21 protein-coding genes are annotated in these 19603 nt (G+C 69.3%); 14 read left to right on the top strand and 7 right to left on the bottom strand.

What is annotated here, in order from left to right; genetic code table 11:
• Nucleotides 1-88 precede the first annotated feature (88 nt).
• Nucleotides 89-1363, bottom strand: a complete 1275-nt coding sequence (locus P5G52_RS06775) for an FAD-binding protein (protein ID WP_301225869.1) — start codon at nt 1361-1363, stop codon at nt 89-91.
• A gap of 159 nt (nt 1364-1522) precedes the next feature.
• Here P5G52_RS06775 and P5G52_RS06780 point away from each other — a divergent pair, with 159 nt between their 5' ends.
• From P5G52_RS06780 to P5G52_RS06805, 6 genes are all read left to right on the top strand, one after another.
• Entirely contained in the window at nt 1523-2539 is a 1017-nt protein-coding gene (locus tag P5G52_RS06780) for a LacI family DNA-binding transcriptional regulator (RefSeq protein WP_301225871.1), read from the top strand.
• A gap of 284 nt (nt 2540-2823) precedes the next feature.
• The gene (locus tag P5G52_RS06785; protein WP_301225873.1) at nt 2824-4176 is read left to right on the top strand and encodes an ABC transporter substrate-binding protein; all 1353 of its coding nucleotides are present in this window, start codon (nt 2824-2826) and stop codon (nt 4174-4176) included.
• 129 nt (nt 4177-4305) lie between these two features.
• Nucleotides 4306-5256, top strand: coding sequence for a carbohydrate ABC transporter permease (locus P5G52_RS06790; RefSeq protein ID WP_301225874.1), 951 nt, complete (start codon nt 4306-4308; stop codon nt 5254-5256).
• A gap of 3 nt (nt 5257-5259) precedes the next feature.
• Complete coding sequence (locus P5G52_RS06795) at nt 5260-6189, top strand: carbohydrate ABC transporter permease (protein ID WP_301225877.1); 930 nt, start codon at nt 5260-5262, stop codon at nt 6187-6189.
• 47 nt (nt 6190-6236) lie between these two features.
• Nucleotides 6237-7748, top strand: coding sequence for an arabinosylfuranosidase ArfA (gene arfA / locus P5G52_RS06800; RefSeq protein WP_301225879.1), 1512 nt, complete (start codon nt 6237-6239; stop codon nt 7746-7748).
• The gene (locus P5G52_RS06805; protein WP_301225881.1) at nt 7745-8653 is read left to right on the top strand and encodes an aldose 1-epimerase family protein; all 909 of its coding nucleotides are present in this window, start codon (nt 7745-7747) and stop codon (nt 8651-8653) included. The genes arfA and P5G52_RS06805 overlap by 4 nt, the downstream gene beginning before the upstream one ends.
• Nucleotides 8654-8786: 133 nt before the next feature.
• On the opposite strand, the gene P5G52_RS06810 is transcribed toward P5G52_RS06805, so the two are convergent.
• The 3 genes from P5G52_RS06810 to P5G52_RS06820 form a co-directional block, all read right to left on the bottom strand.
• On the bottom strand, nt 8787-9257 hold the full coding sequence (locus P5G52_RS06810) for a hypothetical protein (protein WP_301225883.1): 471 nt from the start codon (nt 9255-9257) through the stop codon (nt 8787-8789).
• Between the two features lie 120 nt (nt 9258-9377).
• The gene (locus P5G52_RS06815; RefSeq protein WP_301225885.1) at nt 9378-10370 is read right to left on the bottom strand and encodes an NAD-dependent epimerase/dehydratase family protein; all 993 of its coding nucleotides are present in this window, start codon (nt 10368-10370) and stop codon (nt 9378-9380) included.
• 77 nt (nt 10371-10447) lie between these two features.
• Nucleotides 10448-10744 carry a hypothetical protein gene (locus P5G52_RS06820; protein ID WP_301225887.1) on the bottom strand — a complete coding sequence of 99 codons (297 nt, stop codon included), beginning with the start codon at nt 10742-10744 and terminating at the stop codon, nt 10448-10450.
• A gap of 187 nt (nt 10745-10931) precedes the next feature.
• On the opposite strand from P5G52_RS06820, the gene P5G52_RS06825 reads away from it, so the two are divergent.
• The 6 genes from P5G52_RS06825 to P5G52_RS06850 all read left to right on the top strand — a co-directional run bounded on the left by P5G52_RS06825 (nt 10932) and on the right by P5G52_RS06850 (nt 14640).
• Complete coding sequence (locus tag P5G52_RS06825; RefSeq protein ID WP_301225888.1) at nt 10932-11339, top strand: DUF1801 domain-containing protein; 408 nt, start codon at nt 10932-10934, stop codon at nt 11337-11339.
• On the top strand, nt 11336-12082 hold the full coding sequence (locus P5G52_RS06830) for a dienelactone hydrolase family protein (protein WP_301225890.1): 747 nt from the start codon (nt 11336-11338) through the stop codon (nt 12080-12082). The genes P5G52_RS06825 and P5G52_RS06830 overlap by 4 nt, the downstream gene beginning before the upstream one ends.
• Before the next feature lie 13 nt (nt 12083-12095).
• A complete protein-coding gene (locus P5G52_RS06835) occupies nt 12096-12542 on the top strand; it encodes a fluoride efflux transporter FluC (protein WP_301225892.1) in 447 nt (148 codons plus the stop codon).
• The gene (crcB, locus tag P5G52_RS06840) at nt 12539-12919 is read left to right on the top strand and encodes a fluoride efflux transporter CrcB (RefSeq protein ID WP_301225894.1); all 381 of its coding nucleotides are present in this window, start codon (nt 12539-12541) and stop codon (nt 12917-12919) included. Before P5G52_RS06835 ends, crcB begins: the two co-directional genes overlap by 4 nt.
• A 112-nt stretch (nt 12920-13031) precedes the next feature.
• Complete coding sequence (locus tag P5G52_RS06845; protein ID WP_301225896.1) at nt 13032-13334, top strand: hypothetical protein; 303 nt, start codon at nt 13032-13034, stop codon at nt 13332-13334.
• A gap of 79 nt (nt 13335-13413) precedes the next feature.
• Entirely contained in the window at nt 13414-14640 is a 1227-nt protein-coding gene (locus P5G52_RS06850; RefSeq protein ID WP_301225898.1) for an MFS transporter, read from the top strand.
• Nucleotides 14641-14688: 48 nt separating this feature from the next.
• Here the strand turns inward: P5G52_RS06850 and P5G52_RS06855 are convergent, their stop codons facing one another.
• The 3 genes from P5G52_RS06855 to P5G52_RS06865 all read right to left on the bottom strand — a co-directional run bounded on the left by P5G52_RS06855 (nt 14689) and on the right by P5G52_RS06865 (nt 17461).
• A complete protein-coding gene (locus tag P5G52_RS06855) occupies nt 14689-15282 on the bottom strand; it encodes a hypothetical protein (protein ID WP_301225900.1) in 594 nt (197 codons plus the stop codon).
• A gap of 9 nt (nt 15283-15291) precedes the next feature.
• Entirely contained in the window at nt 15292-16440 is a 1149-nt protein-coding gene (locus P5G52_RS06860; protein WP_301225902.1) for a zinc-dependent alcohol dehydrogenase, read from the bottom strand.
• Between the two features lie 106 nt (nt 16441-16546).
• Nucleotides 16547-17461: a phosphatase PAP2 family protein gene (locus P5G52_RS06865; RefSeq protein WP_301225904.1), complete on the bottom strand. Its 915-nt coding sequence runs from the start codon at nt 17459-17461 to the stop codon at nt 16547-16549.
• A gap of 101 nt (nt 17462-17562) precedes the next feature.
• On the opposite strand from P5G52_RS06865, the gene P5G52_RS06870 reads away from it, so the two are divergent.
• Together P5G52_RS06870 and P5G52_RS06875 are read left to right on the top strand one after the other, a co-directional pair.
• Nucleotides 17563-18579: an o-succinylbenzoate synthase gene (locus P5G52_RS06870; RefSeq protein ID WP_301228696.1), complete on the top strand. Its 1017-nt coding sequence runs from the start codon at nt 17563-17565 to the stop codon at nt 18577-18579.
• A 102-nt stretch (nt 18580-18681) separates the two neighbouring features.
• Nucleotides 18682-19485, top strand: coding sequence for a gamma-glutamyl-gamma-aminobutyrate hydrolase family protein (locus P5G52_RS06875; RefSeq protein WP_301225906.1), 804 nt, complete (start codon nt 18682-18684; stop codon nt 19483-19485).
• Nucleotides 19486-19603 lie beyond the last annotated feature (118 nt).

A 19603-nucleotide genomic window follows, 5' to 3' on the forward strand; every position in this document is an offset into this window, starting at 1 on the left:
TGTGACGTTCCCCCGGGTAGCCGGCCTTGTCGTTGCTCCGGCACCCCTACCGTGGAGATCAGTGCAGGCGGGCCAGCAGCGGCCCCTCCTACGGCGTCGTGCCGAAGATCGTGCGGTCGAGGAAGGGGTTGCGGAACTTGCCCTCGGGGTCCATGCGCAGGGCCAGCGCTCGGAAGTCGTCGAAGCGGGGGTAGAGCGGCGCGAGGTGTGCTGCCTCGGCAGCGAACAGCTTGCCCCAGTGCGGGCGGGCCTGGAGCGGGGCGAGCGCGGCCTCGATCTCGGGCAGGAGTGCTTCCACCTCGTCCTGCAGAGGCTTCCAGGTGAAGTGCAGGCCGATTCCGGGACGCTGGTAGTTGGTGCTGAGCCACAGCTCGTCCGCCGCCATCGACCGCACTTCCGAGACCTGCAGCAGGGGCGTGATCCGCGGTGCGAGTTCGCGCATCCGCTGGATCGCCTCGACGGCGTGCTCGCTTCCCACGAGGTACTCGGTCTGCAGCTCCTGGCCGTTGCTGGGGGTGAAGGCGAGGCGGAAGTGCGCGAGGCGGTCTGACCACGGTCCGGGGACGCCGAGTTGCTGTGTGCAGTGGTCGGCGGCGACGCCCGGTACCGGGTGGTAGGCGCGGTCCGCCGGGACGCCGCCGTAGAACTGCGCCGGCACGTCGGAGCCGCTGTCCATCCTGCTCTTGAGCCACACCTGTCCGATCGTGTCTCCGGCCCAGTCGGTGAACAGGCTGACGCTGTAGGCGGACGAGGTCGCGGCGTCGTAGTCGGCGAGGACCGCGTCCCACGGCACCTCGGTGAAGACGTCCTGGCGCACCTCGAAGGTCGGCTCGATGCGCAGGGTCACGCGGTGGACGACGCCGAGTGCGCCGAGGCCGACCACCATGCCGTCGAAGTCGGCGTCCCCCTTTCCGACGGTCAGGACGTCGCCGGACGCGGTGACCAGCTCCAACCCGACGACGGCGGTGGCGAGGTTGCCGTTGGCGTTCCCCGAACCGTGAGTGGCAGTGGCGATGGCGCCACCGACCGAGATGTGGGGGAGCGAGGCGAGGTTGTGGAGGGCGAAGCCGCGGCGCTGGAGGTGCTCCGCGAGGACGCCGTACCGTACACCGGCACCGACCGTGACGGTGAGCGCGCGCTCATCGACCTCGACGCCCGGGTCGAGCACGTCCAGGGACACGAGGGTCTCGGGGCTGTCGGCGATGTCGTTGAAGGAGTGGCGCGAGCCGAGAGCGCTGATGCGTGTGGCGCCGGCCACCGCCCTCCGGAGGTCGGCGAGCGACGTGGGATGCTCGATCGTGCGGGCGCGGTACTCGTAGTTCCCCGCCCAGTTGAGCCGGTCCCGTACCTGTTCCTCGATCATGGTGGTCCTTCTCTGGCCGGTGTCGCGACGTCTGGCCGGTATCGCGACGATGGGATGAAAGCTGGCACCACCTCGTCAACGGTGCCCGGCCATCCTACATCGTTGTAGACTCGCCTCACGCGTGACGTACAGGGCATCACGGCGGGATGAGGGAGCGGCATGGCGGCCACACTGAAGGACGTCGCGCTGGCGGCCGGTGTCTCGATCAAGACCGTCTCGAACGTCATCAACGACTACCAGCACATCCGCGCGGACACCAAGCAGCGGGTCATGGAGGCCATCTCCGAGCTCGGGTACAGCCCGAACCTCTCCGCGCGCAGCCTGCGCTCGGGCAGGACGGGCGTGATCGGACTCGCCGTGCCCGAACTCTCGCTGAGTTACTTCGCGGAGCTGGCGGACTCCATCATCAAGGCCGCTGAAGGGCGGGGCCTGAAGGTCCTCATCGAGCAGACGGGGGGAGACCGCGCCCACGAGCTCGAGATCCTCTCCAGCCCACGGCTCCAGATGACGGACGGGCTGCTCTTCAGTCCGCTCGGTATGTCCAACGAGGACGCCGACCACCTGAACGTCAGCTTCCCGCTCGTCCTCCTCGGCGAACGGATCTTCGGTGGGCCGACCGACCACGTGACGATGAGCAACGTCGAGTCCGCGCAGGCTGCAACGGCACACCTGCTGTCCAAGGGCCGTCGCCGGATCGCCGTCGTCGGTGCGCACGAGGGTGAGGTGATCGGCTCCGCCGGGTTGCGCCTGCGGGGCTACCGGCAGGCGCTCGAGGAGGCCGGCGTTCCGTTCGACCCGAGGCTCCTGGGTTATACGACCCTGTGGCATCGCTCGAACGGTGCCACGTCGATGCGGCAACTGCTCGAGTCCGGCGTCGAATTCGATGCGGTGTTCGGCTTGAACGACACGCTGGCCCTCGGTGCCATGCGGGTGCTGCAGGAAGCGGGCCGGAGGATTCCCGACGACGTCGCCGTGATCGGCTTCGACGACCTCGACGAGGGCAGGTACTCCCTGCCGACGCTCTCGACGATCGACCCGGGCAGGGCCGAGATAGCCGACACCGCCGTGCGCGTCCTCCAGGAGCGCATCTCGAGCCGCGAGGACGATGTTCCACCGCGGGAGTTCGAGGCGCGTTTCCGGGTCGTCGAGCGCGAGTCCTCCGCACTGCCGGGCTAGTTCTCCGACCGGCACCGAAATTTTCGCCCAGCTGCTTGACAGTGACAGCCCTCACTCTGCATGCTTCTTCTACATCGTTTACCTACAACGATGTAAATGACGGAACCGGCACTTGTAGAGACCCTCGCCCGGCGAGCTGACCTGCAGGAGGACGGACCCGGATCAAGGAAGATTCGAGCGGGCTCAGCATCTGTTGCCCCGGCGATCCTCCTCCCTGCAGCACCCGGACCGGCCGCCCCTGGGCGGACCACGGTGGAATACCACCGCGAGAGGAAGCAAGAGATATGAAAGCCAAGTTCCTGGCATCGGCAGGCATCGTCGCCGCCACTGCTGTAGCACTGACCGGCTGCTCCGGAGGAAGCGGAAGCGGCGGCGGAGGCGGCTCCGAAGCTGCGTCCTGCACCAACACCATCGTCAACGCCGAGGCCCCGCAGGTCACCGTGTGGGCCTGGTATCCCGCGTTCAACGAGGTCGTCGACCAGTTCAACAACGCCAACGACGACGTCCAGATCTGCTGGACGAACGCCGGCCAGGGCAACGACGAGTACACGAAGTTCTCCACCTCCATCGAGTCCGGCTCCGGCGCCCCCGACGTCATCCAGCTCGAATCCGAGGTCCTCTCCAGCTTCACCATCCGCGATGCCCTCGTGGACCTCACCGAGTTCGGCGCCGATGACGTCAAGGCGGACTACGCCGAGGGTGCCTGGGAAGACGCGAGCAGCGGTGACGCCGTCTACGCCATCCCCGTCGACGGCGGCCCCATGGGCATGCTCTACCGCCAGGACCTCTTCGATGCCGCAGGCATCGAGGTGCCGACCACCTGGGAGGAGTTCGAGGCAGCGGCCAAGAAGCTGAAGGAGTCCGGCGACGGCGCCGTCATCGCCGACTTCCCGACCAACGGGCGCGCGTTCAACCAGGCGCTCTTCGCCCAGGCCGGCTCCGTCCCGTTCGAATACGACTCCGCGAACCCGCAGGAGATCGGCATCAAGGTGAACGACGAAGGTGCCAAGAAGGTCCTCGAGTACTGGGACGGCCTCGTGAAGGATGGCCTCGTCGCCACCGATGACGCCTTCACGGCCGACTACAACACCAAGCTCGTGGACGGCTCCTACGCCGTCTACCTGGCTGCCGCCTGGGGCCCCGGCTACCTGCAGGGCCTGTCGGACGCCGATCCGAACGCCGTCTGGCGTGCGGCCCCGCTCCCGCAGTGGGACGCTGCCAGCCCCGTCCAGGTGAACTGGGGCGGCTCCACCTTCGCGGTGACCGAGCAGGCGAAGGACAAGGAGCTCGCAGCGAAGGTCGCCATGGGCATCTTCGGCAACGAGGAGGGCATGAACCTCGGCGTCGACAAGGGAGCCCTCTTCCCGTCCTACGCTCCCGTCCTCGAATCCGAGGCGTTCGCCGACAAGGAGTACGAGTTCTTCGGCGGCCAGCAGATCAACAAGGACGTCTTCCTCGACGCCGCAGCCGGCTACGAGGGCGCCACGTTCAGCCCGTTCCAGAACTACGCCTACGACCAGCTGACCGTCGAGATCTACGCGATGGTCCAGGGCGAGAAGGACGCGAGCCAGGCGCTCGACGACCTGCAGGCCTCGCTCGAGCAGTACGCGACCGAGCAGGGCTTCACCATCAAGTAAGCCACGGGAGGGCGCCCGCTCCTGCGGGCGCCCTCCCGAACCGCTCCCGAACCGCTCCCGAACCGCTCCCGAACCGCTCCCGGCAGGCTTCCGCCGCACATGCGTCCCACAGCTCGAGGAAAGACCACCATGGCCACGACCACCGCGCCGACGTCGTCACACCGCGCCGAGGCACCCCACCAGGTCAAGCACCGCCCGGACAGGAACTACCGGCGCAAGCAGCGCTGGGGATGGCTGTTCGTGGCGCCCTTCGCCCTCATCTTCCTGACCTTCCTCATCCTTCCCCTGGTCTATGCCTTCCGGATGAGCCTGTTCACCAGCACCCTCGCGACCGGCAACAGGTTCGTCGGCGGAGACAACTACATCAAGGCGTTCTCCGATCCGATCTTCCTCCAGGGCCTCGGCACCGTGGCGAAGTTCGCCCTGATCATGATCCCGGCCCAGATGCTCGTGGCACTCGTCGCGGCCCTCGTCCTCGACAACCTGACCACGTGGGCCTCGAAGTTCTCCCGCCTGATGATCTTCATCCCCTATGCGGTGCCGGTCGTCATCGGCGCCCTGATGTGGGGCTTCCTCTACAGCCCCCGCTTCGGCCCGGCGAGCAGCATCTTCGGCATCTTCGGACTCGCCGCACCGGAATTCCTGGCGCAGGACAACATCTTCGGCAGCCTCGTGAACATCGTCACCTGGCAGTGGGCCGGCTACTACATGATCATCATCTACGCCGCCCTGCGCGGCATCGACCCCGGGATCTACGAGGCGGCGGTGCTCGACGGCGCCTCCGACCGGCAGATCGCCCTGCGGATCAAGGTCCCGATGATCTCGTCCTCCCTGGTCATGGTGGTCATCTTCGCCCTGATCGGCACCCTGCAGTTCTTCACCGAGCCCCAGGTGCTGAGGGGTGTGGCGCAGGGCGCCATCCCGACCTCCTACACGCCGAACATGTACGCGTTCTCCCTGGCGTTCTCCTACAGCCAGTTCAACTACGCCTCCGCCATCTCCTTCGCCCTCGGCATCGTCGTGTTCGTCTTCTCCTTCTTCTTCCTCTTCCTGACCCGCAAGCAGAGCGGACTGAAATAAGCCATGGCACTCGTCACAGACACCCCCCAACAGCAGGACAGCGGGCGCAAGGTCCGCGGATCGGCCTCCCGCAACCGGGCACGCAACGGTGGTCCGCGCGTCGGCTCCCACATCTTCCTGCTCATCCTCGTCATCTACTTCATCACCCCCATCTGGTGGCTGACGGTCGCGAGCACCAAGGACACCGCCGGCCTGTTCGGAGGATCGGGCGGACCGCTCTGGTTCGACAGCGAGTTCCACTTCTTCAGCAACCTGCAGGGCCTGTTCGAGCGGCAGGACGGCATCTACTGGCGCTGGCTGGGCAACTCGTTCCTCTACGCGATCTCCGGCGGGGTGGGTGCGACCATCCTGGCGGTCCTCGCGGGCTACGGCTTCGCCAAGTACAACTTCCGCGGCAGGGGTGCCTTCTTCGGTATCCTGCTCGGCGCGGTCATGGTGCCGCTCACGGCGCTGGTGATCCCGACCTTCGTCCTCCTGAGCTCGGCGGGACTGGTGAACACCATCTGGGCCGTCATCCTGCCGTCGCTGCTCAGCCCCTTCGGTGTCTACCTCATGCGGGTCTTTGCGCAGGAGGCGGTGCCCGACGAACTCCTCGACGCCGCACGGATCGACGGCGCGGGCGAGATCCGCACGTTCTTCCAGATCGCGCTTCCGCTGCTGCGCCCGGCGATCGTGACGGTGCTCCTGTTGTCCGTCGTCGGGACCTGGAACAACTTCTTCCTGCCGCTCGCGGTCCTCAGCGACCCGCTGCTGCTGCCCGTCACGGTCGGCCTCAACGGCTGGCAGGCCCTCTCCAATGCCGGCAGCGGGGGCGAGGCGCTGTGGAACCTGATCACCACGGGTGCCTTCATCTCGATCATCCCGCTGATCATCGCCTTCCTCTCCCTCCAGAAGTACTGGCAGGGCGGGTTGTCGCTGGGCTCGCTCAAGTAGCCCGCACCCGGCCCCACCGCACGCCACTCCATCAAGAAAGTAGCCCGATGCAGAACGCACGCCTCACGCTCGACCCCCATTTCACGGTCGGGCCCATCAACCGCAACATCTTCGGCGGGTTCGTCGAACACCTCGGCCGCCACGTCTACGACGGCATCTACGAGCCCGGCCATGCGACCGCCGACGACGAGGGCTTCCGCCAGGACGTCATCGAGCTCGTGAAGGAGATGGGCGTCTCGACCATCCGCTATCCCGGAGGAAACTTCGTCTCCGGCTTCCGCTGGGAGGACAGCGTGGGGCCGCGCGAGGAGCGCCCCACCCGCCTCGACCTCGCCTGGCACTCCACGGAGACCAACCAGGTGGGCATGCACGAGTTCGCCTCGTGGCTGCAGAAGGTCGACAGCGACCTCATGCTGGCCGTGAACCTCGGCACGCGCGGCACCCCCGAGGCCCTCGAGCTCCTCGAGTACTCCAACCTGCCCAAGGGCACCGCACTCGCCGACCAGCGCATGGCCAACGGCCGTCCCGACCCGTTCGAGGTCAAGATCTGGTGCCTGGGCAATGAGATGGATGGTCCGTGGCAGCTCGGCCACCGTTCCGCCGAGGACTACGGCAAGCTGGCCGCCATCACGGCCCGGGCGATGCGCCAGCTCGATCCGTCCATCGAACTCGTGGCCTGCGGCTCCTCCAGCGCCCACATGCCGACGTTCGGTGAATGGGAGCGCGTCGTGCTCTCGCACACGTACGACGTGGTGGACTACATCTCCTGCCACGCCTACTACGAGGAGAAGAACGGCGACCTCGGGTCGTTCCTCGCCTCCGCCGTCGACATGGACTCCTTCATCGAGTCCGTGGTCGCCACCGCGGACCACGTGAAGGCGGTCCGCGGCAGCTCGAAGACCATCAACATCTCCTTCGACGAGTGGAACGTCTGGTACATCAGCCGCTTCGAGAACGTCGACAAGATCGAGGGCCTCGACAACTGGCCCGTGGCACCGCGCCTGCTCGAGGACTGCTACTCGGTCGCGGACGCCGTCGTGTTCGGCAACCTGATGATCTCCCTGCTCAAGCACGCGGATCGGGTCACCTCGGCGTCGCTGGCACAGCTCGTCAACGTGATCGCCCCGATCATGACGGAGCCGGGTGGGCCCGCCTGGCGCCAGACCACGTTCTTCCCCTTCGCCATCACCTCGAAGCTCGCGCAGGGTTCGGTGCTCGAGCTCAAGCTCGACGCCGGCACGTACCAGACCAGCGAGTACGGCGTCGTGTCGCTCGTGGACGCCGTGGCGACGCACGACGACGCGACGGGCGCGACCGCCGTCTTCCTCGTCAACCGTTCGCAGACCGAGGAGACGACCGTGACGATCGACATCGCGGCGCTCGACGGGTTCACCACCGTGGACGCCCAGTCGCTGTACGATACGGACGTATATGCCAAGAACACCCTCGAGGAGCCCGAGCGCGTGACCATGAAGACCAACACCTCAGCGAAGCTCGACGGCAGCGCCGTCACCATCACGCTTCCCCCCGTGTCGTGGACGGCCGTATCCCTCGCATGAGCTCTTCCGAATACAGGATCGAGGGCGGCGGCTACACGGCCGTCGTCCTCGGTCTCGGTGCCGCTGTCCGGGAACTGACCTATGAGGGGCGGCCGCTCGTGGTCGGCTTCGGCGCCCACGAGGAGATGCCCAATTTTCGGGGCGCCTTCGTCGCGCCGTGGCCGAACCGCATCGAGGACGGGCGCTACTCGTTCGACGGCTCCTCCCACGAGCTGCCGATCAACGAGCCCGAGCGCGGCACGGCCCTCCACGGTCTCGTGTTCGACATCCCCTGGACCCTCGTCGAGCACACGGAATCCGCCGTGACGCTGGGGTGCACCATCGAGCCGACGGAGGCGTACCCCTTCACGGTGGCGCTGCACGCACGCTTCGGCGTCGGAGCGGAGGGTTTCCGGACGGACATCACCGCCCTCAACACGGGATCGCGGCGAGCGCCCTACGGGGTCTGCCCCCATCCGTACCTCGTCGCCGGTCCCTCACCGCTCGACGCGTGGGTCCTCGAACTGCCCGCCGCTACGGTCCTCACCGTCACTCCCGATCGCCTGCTGCCCGTGGCCAAGGAGCCCGTCGCCGGCACTCCGTTCGATTTCCGGGTGGCCCACGCGCTGGGTGACGTGCAGATCGACCACGCCTTCACCGACCTGACGCGCGACGACGCCGGCCGGGCCACAGTGCGAGTCACCGATCCGGCGTCCGGGACCGGGACCGCCATGGTGTGGGACGACACCTGCCCCTGGGTGCAGATCCACACCGCGGACCTCCCGAAGAAGCCCGAGAGCACACGGCTCGGACTCGCCGTGGAACCCATGACGTGCCCGCCCGGGGCCTTCACCACCGGCGAGGACCTCGTGGTCCTCCACCCGGGGGAGACCCACCACACGGGCTGGACCATCACCGCCCTGTAGCTCCGGCGTCGTCCTCGATCCGGTCTGCCGTCGCAGTTGTCCGACGAGACGGCAGAAATGACCGCCTGAGCGTCTGTTCCGCAGTTCTTCCTGCACTCTCGCGGAGCGGGCGGCACTGGTCCGGCCCGGGGGACTAGCCGGAGCGGAGCCCGGTGTCGTCGAGCACGAGCCGGCCCTGGATCGCCCCGCCATCGCAGTATTCACCGTTCGGATGCACCATGGCCGGGTCGACCGTGGCCGTGTAGGAGTCGGTGCGTCCATCCCGCTGGTGCACGGTCACGTCGGCACGCACCTCACGCTCGGGCAGGTCGAGTTCCGCGAACCCGATCAGCGTCCCGTCCGGCGTGGAGACGGCGCTGCAGGTGCCGTCCGGGGTGCAGGTTTCCTCCGTCGTCGTCGACCCGGGGGCGAGGTCGACCCCGGTGGCGCTGCAGCCGTCGTCGGTGCAGACCGAGACCTCGAGGCGTTCGGTGACGGCGGCCGGCCCTCCGGCCAGGGTGATGGACAGACCCGGAAGGGCCGCGATGGCAGTGCAGGACACCGCCGAACAGGACGGAACGGCGAGGAGTAGCCCGCACAGGACGGCCGGTATCGCGGTTCGCATGGTCCTCCTCCTTCGTGTCCCCGGAGGTCTTGCCGGCAGGGTAGGCCCCGCCGGGTGCCGGGGCAAGACGTCGGCGCTGGTTGGTGCCGCACTGCAGCGCGGCGGTATCTGCGACCCGGGCTACCCGCCGTCGTCGGGGCGGTCCCGCAGTTCTCCCAGGAGCTCTCCTTCCTCGGCCCGGGACAGCCCGGCCCTGCGATTGCGCTCGAGCCCCCGCGCGCGTTCGTCGTCGAGCGTGTCCCGCAGCGTTCCGCGCAGGCTCCGGAGCGCTCCGCCCGCTGCACGGAAGGCTGCATTGCTGCGCCGGGAGAAGCCTTCGAAGCCGTCGGGAAGCCAGAGCGGCAGCGACCGCGGACCGGACCAGTAGGCGACGCCCTGCTCCGCCAGCCAATTCGGGGCGGCCTCGACGACGGTGCCGGTGTGCCCGGCTACCGAGCGTGCCTGGGCGATCACGTCCTCGAAGGTGTGCTCGTTTCCGACGGCATTGATCGCTCCTCGGACGCCGTCCCGCCCGCCGCGGAGGGTCCACGCCGCGAGGTCGCGCACATCGATGACCTGGACGTGGCGGCCGGCGAGGGTGGGCGCGAGCACGTCCTCGTTCCCTGCGAGGGCGCACCGCGAGACCCAGTAGCCGAAGCGGTCGCTGCCGTCCCCCGGTCCTGCGATCAGGCCGGCGCGGAGGATCAGCAGGCGGTCGCCGACGGCTGCCGTCGAGGACTGCTCGCACAGCACCTTGGCCTGCGCGTAATCGTCATCGGCGTTCGCCTGCACCAGCACCGCCGACTCGTCCGCTCCGGCCTCGGTATCGGGCGCGTACACGGAGCAGGAGGAGATGAGCGTCCAGTGAGTCGCCCGTCCGGCGAGGGCATTGAGGGCATTTCTGACATGCCCGATGTCCCAGGAGAGCTCGATGACCTCGTCCCAGTCCGTGGTGCGGACGGCGTCGTAGGCTGCCCCTGCGGTCCGGTCCGCCGCGACGAAGACCACACCGGGCGGTGGCGGGCCCGACCTGCCGCGGGCCAGGCACGTGACGTCGTCGCCGCCGTCCACGAGCTGGGTGGCCAGTTCCCGGCCGAGCCACGCGGTACCGCCGAGGATCAGGACTCTTCTCATACCGCCACTCAACAGGACGTCCGCGGTGGGCGGAAGGCTCCGTGGGCGATGCGGCGCAGCGGATCACGTCATGGCGATCACCGGTGGTGCGCCCCGCCGGAGTTCGACGCCTCGACGACGCGCGCTGCGAGGTCGCGCGCCTCGCGCAGCCGGTCCGGAGGGCAGGTGCCGACGGGAGGCATCGAGAATCTGGGGGCATGGCGATCGTCGGAGGAGCTGGAAGGCGGAGATCCCGGCCTGAAGCACAGCCTCGCGAGCATGATGCCGCCCGCTACGACCAGGAGGAGGGGGTAGCCGCGGTCGCCCGCGAACAGGGCGAACATCCCGAGGGAGATGCTGAGCATGCCGAGGAGGAGGAGGAATCTGGTGGTCATCACACGTCCGTCGTCGTTGACTGATTGTGGTGGCACCGATGATACTCCCGTCGGGCCGAATCAGTGCAGGAGACGCTGATGGAACATGTGCCTGCGCGCGGTGCCTCCTGCCTCCGCCTGGGGATCCTCCTGGTCGGCAGCCCTCGTCGCCCTTCCGGCCGCCCGCGGGCGCTGGCACACTGTCCCCATGGCCGGAGCACCCGATCCCCGGATCGACGACTACATCGCCGCGCTGCCTCCCTGGCAGCAGGACATCTGCCGGGCCGTCCGCCGCCTCGTGCACGACGCGGATCCGGAGGTCGAGGAGACGATCAAGCGCACGCGCCAGCCCTACTTCGTCCTCCAGGGGAACGTGTGTGCCCTCCTCGCCACCAAGGACCACGTCAACGTGTTCCTGTACGACGGGGGCCTCGCGCCCGATCCCCGGGGAATCATCACGGGAGGCCACACCAACTCCACGGGGCGGACCATCGCCGTGTACCAGGACCGGCCGCTCGACGAGGATGCCCTGCGCGAGATCTTCCGGGCGATCATCGCCGCCAACCGCGAGGGCGGTTGGCGCAGTATCAAGAAGCGTGCAAGCCTAGGCGAATGAGCTCATTCCAGGACATCGCGACGGCGTCCGGCGCGCTGTCCGCCTACGTCGCGCGGCCCGACGGTCCCGTGAAGGGCGGTCTCATCCTCATCCACGAAGTGTGGGGGCTCGTCGCTCATACGCGGGATGTGGCAGACCGGTTCGCGCGGGAGGGCTACGTCGTCGTGGCACCCGACCTGCTCGCCGACCACGGCATCACCGAGCAGAACACCGCGGGGATCGGTGAGGCGATCGCCGGCCCGGACGCGGAGGCACGCAACCGGGCCCAGCCGAAGCTCCGGGCCCTCCTGGCGCCGCTGCAGAACGCCGAGTTCGCTGCGCTCACCATCGGGCGCGTCCAGGCCTGCTTCGACTTCCTGTACGACGACGCGGACGTGCGCGGACGCGTGGCCATCACCGGCTTCTGCTTCGGCGGCACGTACAGCTTCTCGCTCGCCGTGCACGAGCCGAGGCTCCTCGCCTGTGTGCCCTTCTACGGCCATGCCCACTTCTCCGGCGAGGAACTCGCCCGCATCAAGGCACCTGTCCTGGCCTTCTACGGCCAGGACGACCACGCGCTCATCACCGCGCTGCCGGCCCTCGACGCGGCGATGGCGGATGCCGGCGTGGACTTCACGGCCAGGGTCTACCCGGGTGCCGGCCACGCCTTCTTCAACGACTCGAACCGTTTCGCATACCGGCCCGACGCGGCCGCGGACGCGTGGGCCCTGACCCTGGACTTCCTCGCGCGGAACGTTGCCTGAGTCCAGGGCAGGTGTGCCGAGCCAGGACCAGAGCGCGCCACCGTACGTCCGGCCCGCCTACCTCGGCCTCGTCTTCCTCGGAGGCATGGGAGGAACCCTTGCCCGTTTCGGCCTCGCGGCGGCACTCCCTACTCCCGGGGGGCTCCCGCTCGGGATATTCCTGATCAATATCGCGGGTGCCTTCGCCCTCGGCCTCCTCCTCGAGGCCCTTGCGCGGCGCGGCGCCGACCACGGGCGCCGTCGTGCCCTGCGGTTGCTCCTGGGCACGGGCTTCCTCGGCGGCTTCACCACGTACAGTGCGCTCGCCGTCGACTCCGCGCTCCTCCTCGGGGCCGGTCGGGCGGTCGAGGGTGTCGCCTACCTCGCGGTCTCCGTGCTGGTGGGGCTCGGCGCGACGGCGGTGGGTATCGCCGTCGGGAGCCGTACCCCTTCGCGGGCGGCATCGGACAGTGCTCCGTGAGCGTGGTATCCGTGCTGGCGCTCGGCATCGCGGGCGGCCTCGGGTCGGTCGCGCGCTTCGTGCTCGACGGCGCCATCCGGTCGCGCCTCCGGGGTCCCGTCCCGGTCGGCACCATGGCGATCAACATCAGCGGATCCCTCCTGCTCGGATTCCTCACCGGGCTCGTCCTCGCGTCGGCCCTCCCGCCCGCATGGACCCTCGTCTGCGGGACGGGCTTCCTCGGCGGATACACGACCTTCAGCACGGCGAGCACCGAAACGGTGCGCCTCATCCAGGCCGGCCGCGTCCGCGCAGCCCTGGTGTCCGGTGCCGGGACCGCGGGAGCGGCGCTCGCCGCGGCGGGCCTCGGCCTGTCGGTAGGCCTCCTGCTCGCCTGAGATCCTGCCGGCAGTCCGATTCCCGTCTGGGACGGCATTTCCTTGACACCGGGTCGGGAGCGAGGACGATCGATGCAGGGGACGCGCCGCGACCCCGAGGGAGGGGAATGCCGTGTCTCCGAGTGATTTCACAGGGGTACCGCTGCGGGTGGCCGCAGTGAGCGACCCGGCAGCCGCAACGGATGCGGCGACGCGCATCCCGGGTCCGCTCGCGGACGGGACGCCACTGGATCCCGTCGAGGTCGCGGCCTGGCACTCCCCGGACGACGACCGCGGGACGGACTACGAGGACCCGGCGATCCTGCGTGCCGGAGACTCGGGCCAGACCTTCAGCGCGGTGGTGGAAGCCGGCCCGCCGGCAGACCTGCCGGGGTGTTCCGCTTCAGCGATCGGCGATGGGGACGGCGGAGAGTAGGCCGGTTCTCCGCAGCTGCCGATCCCGCATCCTCCCGAGGGGCGGCTCCACGCTCCTGCGCGCGGACTAGGGTTGAAGGGTGCCCCAGGAAACCTTCGACCTCCGCTCGATCGCCCTGGGAGCGTATGGTCCCTCGCTGCTGTACGGGGTCGCGACCGGCGCCATCCTCCCGGTCATCGCCCTGACCGCACGGGACCTCGGCGCCGACGTCGCCACGGCGGCCCTGGTCATCACGCTCTCCGGCGTCGGATCCCTCCTCGCCAACGTCCCGGCCACCCTGATCGCCACCCGGTTCGGCGAGCGGAAAGCACTCGTGGGTGCCGCCCTCTGGTGTGCCGCGGCGATGTTCCTGGCGCTGTGGGCACCTGCACTGCCGGTCTTCGCGGCAGCCGTCCTGATGGTCGGCATGGCCGGTGCAGTGTTCGGACTTGCGCGGCAGAGCTACCTCACCGAGGCCGTTCCGGTGTACTTCCGCGCCCGTGCGCTCTCGACGCTCGGAGGCGTCACCCGCATCGGTGTCTTTATCGGGCCCTTCGCCGCGGCCCTGGCCATGAGCGCGCGCGGGCTCGACGGCGCGTACTGGGTCGGAGGTGCGGCGAGCCTCGCCGCAGCAGCACTCAGCTGGCGGGTGCCCGAACTCGAGGCGGGCAGGCACGGGCCCGCAGCGCGGACACTGCTCGGCGCCGCTCCACCGTCGGCGCCGACGGTGCGTTCGGTCCTGCGCAGCCACGCACGCATCTTCGCCACCGTGGGGATCGGCGTGCTGCTGATCGCTGCGGTCAGAGCCACGCGCCAGGCGGTGCTGCCGTTGTGGGCGGAGGACATCGGCCTGGACGCGTCCGCCACGGCACTGATCTACGGGCTGTCCGGCGCCATCGACATGCTGATCTTCTACCCCTCCGGCAAGGTCATGGACATCAAGGGCCGCCGCTGGATCGCGGTCCCGTGCATGCTGATCATGGGGACGGCGCTCGCCCTGCTGCCGACGACCGGGGAGGCGGTGGGCCTGCTCCTCGTCGCCCTGCTCATCGGCTTCGGCAACGGCATCGGGTCGGGCATCGTCATGACGCTCGGGGCCGACTTCTCGCCCTCGCCCGGACGCCCGCAGTTCCTCGGGATCTGGCGCCTGCTCACCGACGCGGGGACCATGGGCGGGCCGGCGCTCCTCTCGCTCGTGACCGCCCTGGCGACACTCTCCGTCGGGATCTGGGCGACGGCGGCCCTGGGCTTCCTCGGCGCGGCGGTCCTCTGGTACTGGATCCCGCGCGCCGCTCCGGGGACGGTGGGCGCAGCGGCGCACCGCTGACGGCGGGCGTCCCTTCGCCCCGTCTCCGACACGCGTGCCCTTCCGGCCTCAGCGCCGCGCGCGGCGGGCGATGGCGCGCGCGGCAAGTGCCGCACCCGCCGTCGCGACGACCCATGGACCACCGACGACGATGGGATCGATCCAGGTGTGGTTGACGTCCGCGCGTCCCGTGCCGAACCGTGACGCCAGTCCGTGCCGGCGCCCCTCGGACAGGATGCCGGTCTCCGTAATGGGGTTGTCGGGCCGCAGTGTGGCGAACGAGGCCAGGTGGGCGCCCCACGCGTCCACGCGGTCGCCGAGCAGGAGCAGGAGCCAGTGCGCGGCGCGGCCCTCGCTGTACCGGTAGGCGTAGCGGCGGATGCTGCCGGAGACGCCTTTCAGGGGCACGCTCGTGCCGAAGACCGGAGTCAGCTGGCCGTGCTCGATCGACCGCTCCCTGCGTTCCCCGCCCTGCTGTTCCTCCGGGTAGTCCCAGTGCGCCCCCGTCCCGGCGGTGTCGAACACCTCCCGCGGGAACGACGGTCGGTCCTTCGGGTCGAGGTCCACGCCCCAGCCGGGGATACGGGCGCGCAGCGCCTCGGCGGTCGGGATGTCCTTGGGCTTGTTCGCGATGTAGGGCGTTGACGGCGTGGAGGACGACACGGTGATCTCCTAGCTGGGGGTCGGGATGACGAGCGTCTTGATGCAGTTGTCGAGCTTCGCCGAGAACATGTGGTAGCCCTCCGCGATCTCCTCGAGGGGTATCCGGTGGGTGACGATGTCGTTGGGCTTGAGGTACCCGTTGCGGATGTGGTCGAAGAGGCGCGGCCACTGCCGCTTGACCGGCGTCTGGTTCATGCGCAGGGTCAGGCCCTTGTTGAGCGCATCACCGAATTTCACCGCACTGAAGATCGGGCCATAGGCTCCGACGACGGATACCGTCCCGCCCTTGCGCACGGCATCGATCGCCCAGTTCAGGGCGATGGGGGAGCCGCCCTGCAGCTTGAGCTTCGTGCCGGTCACCTGCTGGAGGAAGTTGCCGTCCGCCTCCGCTCCCACCGCGTCGATCACGACGTCCGCCCCCAGAAAGTCGGTGGTCTTCTTCATCTCGACCACGATGTCGTCGTACTCCGCGAAGTTGAAGGTCTCGGCGTGGGCGAAGGTACGGGCCTTCTCGAGCCGGTATTCGAGGTGGTCGACGACGAGAACGCGTCCGGCCCCCATGAGCCACGCCGATTTCGCGGCGTACAGCCCGACCGGGCCGGCACCTAACACCACCACGGTGTCGCCCTCGACGATGTCGCCGAGCTGCGCGCCGAAATACCCGGTGGCGACGGCGTCCGTGAGGAGCACCGCGTCCTCACTGTCCATCCAGTCGGGGATGATCGCCGGCCCCACGTCGGCGAAGGGCACGCGCACGAACTCCGCCTGGCCGCCGTCGTAGCCGCCGGTCGTGTGGGAGTAGCCGTAGATGCCGCCCACCGCCGTCGCGTTCGGGTTGACGTTGTGGCAGTTCGAGTACAGGCCGCGCGCACAGAAGTAGCAGGACCCGCAGTAGACGTTGAAGGGCACCATGACGCGGTCGCCGCGCGTGAGGTTCTGGACGGAGGGCCCCACCTCCTCGACGACGCCGATGAACTCGTGCCCGAAGGTGGTGCCCACCCGGGTGTCCGGCATCAGCCCGTGGTACAGGTGCAGGTCCGAGCCGCAGATCGCCGCGGTCGTGACCCGGACGATCGCATCGTTCGGGTGCTCGATCTTCGGCATGGGTTTTTCCTCGACCCGGATCTTGTAGGGCCCGCGGTACACCATGGCTTTCATCGTCCGCCTCTTCCGTCGCTGGTCCGGCCAGCGTTGCACCGTCGTCCCGGCGCTTCAACAGGGGAAGCGGGATACGGAAAGGGCGTGCGGCGGGGCCCCGAGGGTGTTACGGCCGCGTCTGCTCGGTCGTCGTCCGCGCCTGGGCCGCGAAGAGCCAGCCGACGGAGGCCGAGAGGGCGAAGCCGACGCCGACGATGCAGGTGAGGCCCGCCCAGAAGAACAGGGGCACGCCCGCCGTCCCGGGTGCGGGTGGGGGGCCGGCGGCCTGGACGGAGAGATAGAGGGCGGCGGACAGCGCCAGGCCGCCGAGCCCGAGCACCCAGCAGAGGACGAGCCAGCCGCGCGAGGACGCCCAGTGCGCACCGAAACCCTGCCACGTGTTCCACGTGTTCCCGGTGCGCATGATGATCAGGCCTCCGACCAGCGTCCAGGCCCCCACGACGAGGAGGGCTGCGACGACGTCGGCCGGGCGGTGCCACAGGTTGAGGAAAGTGGCAGCGCCCGCGAGGACGGAGTAGCCCCCGCCCGCCGCTGCGGCTAAGGGGCGCCAGCGGGGAGTTGCGATGATGAAGACGGCGGCAGCGGCGGATGCCGCGAGCGTCGTATGCCCTGACGGTAATGAATTGAAGTCCAGCGTGTCGACGCCCCGGTCGGGGCGGTCGAAGACGAGGTTCTTGAGGATCTGCGTCGTCAGGTTGGAGGCCGCGATGACGGCGACGGCCGTCAGGGCGGCGGCGTAGCGCCTGCGCCCGAAGGCCACGAACAGGATGGCGGCGGCCGCGAGGACCGCCGAGATGGTGGGCAGCGTGTCCAGGAACCGCAGGAACGGCAGCTGCGTGTCCGGCGCTGCGACTCCTGCCTCGCGCCACGCGGATTCGTCGGCGAACTGACCCGTGGTGGTCCGGACGAAGGCCCAGTAGGTCCATCCGAGCGCCGTCGCGCAGGCGAGGGCGGCCAGCACGAACAGCAGCGGCGAGCGTGCTGCCCGCGCCTGCCGGGAAGGGGTTCGCTGCGAGGTCATCGACCCCATGGTTCCACACGATCCTGCGAGTTCCGCCACCGTCCCGCGACCTCCGGGCGAGCCGGGTGCTCCCGTAGCCTGAGGTCGTGCACAAGCTACCGATGGCCCCGCCGGTTCCCCTTCCGCTGCCTCCGCTGGAGGAGATCGAGGCCTCGGCCCACGTGGTGTCGGTCCCCATGCGGGTGAAGTTCCGGGGCGTCCTCGTGCGTGAGGCCCTCCTGGTGCGCGGGCCGGCAGGGTGGGGCGAGTTCTGTCCGTTCCTCGAGTACGACGACGCCGAGTCCGCTCCGTGGCTCGCCTCTGCCGTCGAAGCGGCCTGGCACGGATTCCCGGACCCGGTCCGGGCGTCGGTGCCCGTCAACGCGACGGTCCCCGCTGTCGGACCTGGCGCCGTCGAAGGGGTGCTGTCCCCTTTCGGTGCCGTCGGCGCCGTGAAGGTGAAGGTGGCGGAGAAGGGACAGGACCTGGCGGACGACGTCGCCCGCGTCGCCGAAGTGCGCAGACTCCTCCCCGAGGCGGGGATCAAGGTGGACGCCAACGGCGGGTGGGAGGTCGGCGAGGCGCTCACCGCCCTCGACGCGCTGGCGCCATTCGACCTGCAGTACGTCGAGCAGCCGGTCGCGGACATCGCCGGTCTGCGTGCGGTGAGACTCGAGTTGCGCCGCCGCGGCGCTCCGGTCCTGGTGGCGGCGGACGAGAGCGTGCGGCGCCAGGACGACCCGCTGCGCGTCGCCCGGGAGGACGCGGCCGACCTCCTCGTCATCAAGGCGCCGCCGCTAGGAGGCGTGCGCCGGGCGCTCGACATCATCGGCCGCGCGGGCCTTCCCGCCGTCGTCAGCTCCGCCCTCGACACGTCCGTCGGAATCCGTGCCGGCGTCGCCCTCGCCGCTGCGCTGCCGGACCTGCCCTACGCGTGTGGCCTGGCAACCGTGTCGCTCATGGCCGGTGACGTCACCGACGCGTCGCTCGTGCCGCTGGGCGGGGCACTGCCCGTGCGGGACGTGCAGGTCTCGGGGGAGAAGCTGCTCCACTTCGCCGCAGCCCCCGACAGGAGGCTGGAGTGGCTGGAACGCCTGCGTCGCTGCTACGCGGTGCTCGCCGCGGCGGGGCAGCACTGACCAGGGCTGGAAGCGATACGGAATCCTCACCTGTCCGAAACGTGGCGACAACAATGAAGTACTAGAATTGGATGTCAACGGTCTCATGAAAGGAATATCCACTTGACATCCTCGGACTCGCTCCCGATGCCGGTCATCGGCCTCACGGCCTATCTCGACCCGGCCGTCACCGAAGGGTGCGGAACCGTCGAGGCAGCCTTCCTGCCGCAGAACTATCTGGCGCCCGTCCTCGCTGCCGGTGCCATCCCCGTCCTGCTGCCGCCGCAGGGAACCGACGGCGGCGTCGTCGAGCAGCTGCTGCCACGGCTCGACGGCGTGATCGTGGTCGGAGGCTGGGACATCGACCCCTCGCGCTATGGGGCCGAGCCCCACGCCGAGACGGACGCCCCGCACCGGCTGCGCGACGCGTGGGACTCCGCCGTGGTGCGGGAGGCGGTCCGGATCGACCTGCCGCTCCTCGGGATCTGCCGCGGCGAACAGATGCTCAATGTCGCTCTCGGGGGCTCCCTGCACCAGCACCTGCCCGATCTGGTGGGCGACAGCCCCTACCAGCTCGGCGATCACCGCTTCAACGCGGTCCCCGTGGACCTGCGACCCGGCTCGCAGGTGGCGCAGGTCATGGGAGCCACCCACCTCGACGCCGTCCCGGTATCCCACCACCAGGCGGTGGACCGGGTAGGACTGGGCCTGCAGGCCTCCGCCTGGAGCAGAGACGGCATCATCGAGGCCATCGAGTTCCCCGCCAACCGTTTCTGCATCGGCGTCCAGTGGCACCCCGAGCAGAACCCGGCGGAGACCGCGCTGTTCGACGCGTTCGTGCACGCGGCTCGGGAGCGGCAGCTGGGACGCGCCCTCCCGCTGCGGGTCGAGGGCGGCTTCCAGGACGCAGGCCTCTCGGCGGCCTGAGACGGGTGGATCGGTGCCGGTCCCGGGACCGGCACCGAGGCCCGAGTTCGGACGGCGTTCATGCGCCGTTCACCGCCACGCACCGCGGTTGTTCAGGTGCGCTCTGCAGGGTGGGGAC

This window comes from Arthrobacter burdickii, assembly GCF_030433645.1.
In the GTDB taxonomy this organism is placed as follows: Bacteria; Actinomycetota; Actinomycetes; order Actinomycetales; family Micrococcaceae; genus Arthrobacter_D; species Arthrobacter_D burdickii.

Bases quoted from the DNA above. Each gene is read 5' to 3' on its own strand.
- P5G52_RS06775 (WP_301225869.1), bottom strand. From the start codon at position 1,363: ATGATCGAGGAACAGGTACGGGACCGGCTCAACTGGGCGGGGAACTAC.
- P5G52_RS06780 (WP_301225871.1), top strand. From the start codon at position 1,523: ATGGCGGCCACACTGAAGGACGTCGCGCTGGCGGCCGGTGTCTCGATC.
- P5G52_RS06785 (WP_301225873.1), top strand. From the start codon at position 2,824: ATGAAAGCCAAGTTCCTGGCATCGGCAGGCATCGTCGCCGCCACTGCT.
- P5G52_RS06790 (WP_301225874.1), top strand. From the start codon at position 4,306: ATGGCCACGACCACCGCGCCGACGTCGTCACACCGCGCCGAGGCACCC.
- P5G52_RS06795 (WP_301225877.1), top strand. From the start codon at position 5,260: ATGGCACTCGTCACAGACACCCCCCAACAGCAGGACAGCGGGCGCAAG.
- arfA (WP_301225879.1), top strand. From the start codon at position 6,237: ATGCAGAACGCACGCCTCACGCTCGACCCCCATTTCACGGTCGGGCCC.
- P5G52_RS06805 (WP_301225881.1), top strand. From the start codon at position 7,745: ATGAGCTCTTCCGAATACAGGATCGAGGGCGGCGGCTACACGGCCGTC.
- P5G52_RS06810 (WP_301225883.1), bottom strand. From the start codon at position 9,257: ATGCGAACCGCGATACCGGCCGTCCTGTGCGGGCTACTCCTCGCCGTT.
- P5G52_RS06815 (WP_301225885.1), bottom strand. From the start codon at position 10,370: ATGAGAAGAGTCCTGATCCTCGGCGGTACCGCGTGGCTCGGCCGGGAA.
- P5G52_RS06820 (WP_301225887.1), bottom strand. From the start codon at position 10,744: ATGACCACCAGATTCCTCCTCCTCCTCGGCATGCTCAGCATCTCCCTC.
- P5G52_RS06825 (WP_301225888.1), top strand. From the start codon at position 10,932: ATGGCCGGAGCACCCGATCCCCGGATCGACGACTACATCGCCGCGCTG.
- P5G52_RS06830 (WP_301225890.1), top strand. From the start codon at position 11,336: ATGAGCTCATTCCAGGACATCGCGACGGCGTCCGGCGCGCTGTCCGCC.
- P5G52_RS06860 (WP_301225902.1), bottom strand. From the start codon at position 16,440: ATGAAAGCCATGGTGTACCGCGGGCCCTACAAGATCCGGGTCGAGGAA.
- P5G52_RS06865 (WP_301225904.1), bottom strand. From the start codon at position 17,461: ATGACCTCGCAGCGAACCCCTTCCCGGCAGGCGCGGGCAGCACGCTCG.
- P5G52_RS06870 (WP_301228696.1), top strand. From the start codon at position 17,563: ATGGCCCCGCCGGTTCCCCTTCCGCTGCCTCCGCTGGAGGAGATCGAG.